The sequence below is a fragment of the Jeotgalibaca porci genome, from assembly GCF_011299095.1.
In the GTDB taxonomy this organism is placed as follows: domain Bacteria; phylum Bacillota; class Bacilli; order Lactobacillales; family Aerococcaceae; genus Jeotgalibaca; species Jeotgalibaca porci.
In genome coordinates, this window is sequence record NZ_CP049889.1 from 1,085,001 (window position 1) to 1,087,500 (window position 2,500).

The 2,500-nt window shown below is 44.2% G+C and carries 2 protein-coding genes, 2 tRNA genes and 2 rRNA genes (2 of these 6 only partly in view); 1 reads left to right on the forward strand and 5 read right to left on the reverse strand.

All coding sequences use genetic code 11. The features are described 5' to 3' along the window. Positions 1-355 carry the 5' end (the start) of an aldo/keto reductase gene (locus G7058_RS05525; protein ID WP_166062615.1) on the reverse strand. It extends 569 nt beyond the left edge of the window, so the window shows 355 of its 924 coding nt (coding positions 1-355); the start codon lies at positions 353-355; the stop codon falls past the left edge of the window. 100 nt (positions 356-455) lie between these two features. Between G7058_RS05525 and G7058_RS05530 the strand changes: the two genes are divergently transcribed. Continuing rightward, positions 456-1,112: a DNA alkylation repair protein gene (locus G7058_RS05530; protein WP_166062616.1), complete on the forward strand. Its 657-nt coding sequence runs from the start codon at positions 456-458 to the stop codon at positions 1,110-1,112. 332 nt (positions 1,113-1,444) lie between these two features. Here the strand turns inward: G7058_RS05530 and G7058_RS05535 are convergent. From G7058_RS05535 to G7058_RS05550, 4 genes are all read right to left on the reverse strand, one after another. Beyond that, positions 1,445-1,517 (reverse strand) — tRNA-Thr (locus G7058_RS05535). A 10-nt stretch (positions 1,518-1,527) separates the two neighbouring features. Then, positions 1,528-1,601: transfer RNA gene (locus G7058_RS05540), tRNA-Asn, on the reverse strand. Positions 1,602-1,612: 11 nt separating this feature from the next. After that, positions 1,613-1,728: ribosomal RNA gene (rrf, locus tag G7058_RS05545) — 5S ribosomal RNA — on the reverse strand. A 104-nt stretch (positions 1,729-1,832) separates the two neighbouring features. Continuing rightward, positions 1,833-2,500 (reverse strand): 23S ribosomal RNA (locus tag G7058_RS05550); it runs 2,246 nt beyond the window's last position.

Sequence of the window (2,500 nt, forward strand, 5' to 3'; positions counted from 1 at the left end):
GATGTAAGAGTAGCGCGTCTAAGTAGTCGACTTTCAAACGTTCTAGACTTTCTTCCACTGACTGAATGATATGCTCCTTTGAGAAATCATACATTTTACCTGGGACAATTCCCGTTTTCGATTGGACATGGACTGCATCACGTGCAATTCCCATTTCCGAAAAGGCGCGACCAAAAATTCGTTCTGACTCTCCACCCCCGTAGATGTCAGCATGATCAAAAAAGGTAATGCCATTATCTACCGCAGTCTGAATGACTTTTTTAGCTTCTTCATCTGTAAGGCTATTCATTCTCATGAGACCTAACCCTATCTCTGATACTTTAAGTTCAGTCTGTGACACTTGTATTTTTTTCATATCCGACTCCCCTTTGAAAACGTTTTACCTACAAAAGTATATCACACTTAAAGTTGTCATGTATAATATTCTATATGGAGAAAGAATGGAGGATATCGTTATGTGGTATGGAAATTTATTCGAGGAGTTAAAGTCTTTGCAAGATTCTGAGAGAGCCGTTTCGATGGCTGCCTATATGCGTAATCAATTTCCTTTTCTGGGTATTGCTGCAACTCCACGCAAGTTGGTGGCAAAGTCCTATTTTAGAATTGCACTGCAGGAACACATAATTGACTTCGATTTCGTTGAGAAATGCTTTCAACAACAAGAAAGAGAATACCAGCAGTTGGCGGTTGATTACCTCTTGTCGATACAAAACTTATTAACGCCCGAGGATCTTAATAGAATTAAAAAGTATATCGTAACAAAATCGTGGTGGGATACTGTCGATGGATTAGATGGTGTAGTTGGAAGCATGACGCTTCGTTATCCCGAACTCAAAAAAGTAATGGTGGAATGGAGCCAAACGGATAACATTTGGCTGCGAAGAGTCGCCATTGACCATCAACTGTTGTTCAAGAATAAAACCGATACACTCCTTTTAGCAGAAATCATCACGAATAATTTCGGGACCAAGGAATTCTTCATTAATAAAGCAATCGGATGGTCTCTTCGTGATTATAGTAAAACAAACCCACAGTGGGTGAAGGATTTCATTCAGAAGCATTCGTCTCAGATGGCTCCGTTGAGCATTCGAGAAGGCAGCAAGTATCTTTAAATCGTCCTCCTAATTCTCATGATTCCAATATACTGAAGACATAACTCAATAGAAATTTCTTCTAAATAAGCATTTGGGTCTTTTGTTCCGACCCACATTCTTGTACAATGAATGTGGATCACGTGAATCCTCCTGTTATTTTGTGTGGTAACTTAATTATAGGGGGTTCACGTGCCTTTTTTCTTTAAAAAAGAAAATGGTGTTGGTGAATCATTACGATTCACCAACACCATTTATTATATAGAGTCCAAAAAACCCTTGTAGCATACTGTCAAAACAGTAAACTACAAGGGTTATTAAATGTTGGTTAAGTATATTTTTGTAAAAGCGCAAGCCATCTGTCGGGATCGAACCGACGACCTCCACCTTACCATGGTGGCGCTCTACCGACTGAGCTAAGACGGCAAAGAAAAAACTCCGCAAGTAGGACTCGAACCTACGACATCATGATTAACAGTCATGCGCTACTACCAACTGAGCTATTGCGGAATAAATTTACTGCGCGGCAACGTCCTACTCTCACAAAGGGAAACCCTTCACTACAATCGGCGCTAAGAAGCTTAACTTCTGTGTTCGGGATGGGAACAGGTGTGACCTTCTCGCCATCGTCACCGCACAATTATTTAATTAAAGGAACAACGTTCCCTCAAAACTGAATCCATAACACGACTGAACAGCTGACCAACGCTCATTCATCGCTTGCTTTTTTTATTCTAAATCTTGGTTAAGTCCTCGACCGATTAGTACTAGTCCGCTCCATACATCGCTGCACTTCCACTCCTAGCCTATCTACCTGATCGTCTCTCAGGGGTCTTACTCATTCTAGATGATGGGAAATCTCATCTCGAGGGGGGCTTCACGCTTAGATGCTTTCAGCGTTTATCCCTTCCACACATAGCTACCCAGCAATGCCCTTGGCAGAACAACTGGTACACCAGCGGTGTGTCCATCCCGGTCCTCTCGTACTAAGGACAGCTCCTCTCAAATTTCCAACGCCCGCGACGGATAGGGACCGAACTGTCTCACGACGTTCTGAACCCAGCTCGCGTGCCGCTTTAATGGGCGAACAGCCCAACCCTTGGGACCGACTACAGCCCCAGGATGCGACGAGCCGACATCGAGGTGCCAAACCTCCCCGTCGATGTGAACTCTTGGGGGAGATAAGCCTGTTATCCCCAGGGTAGCTTTTATCCGTTGAGCGATGGCCCTTCCATGCGGTACCACCGGATCACTAAGCCCGACTTTCGTCCCTGCTCGACTTGTCTGTCTCGCAGTCAAGCTCCCTTCTGCCTTTGCACTCTACGAATGATTTCCAACCATTCTGAGGGAACCTTTGGGCGCCTCCGTTACTTTTTAGGAGGCGACCGCCCCAGTCAAACTGCCCGACT

Coding starts and splice junctions, on each gene's coding strand:
- G7058_RS05530 (WP_166062616.1), top strand. CDS start 456: ATGTGGTATGGAAATTTATTCGAGGAGTTAAAGTCTTTGCAAGATTCT.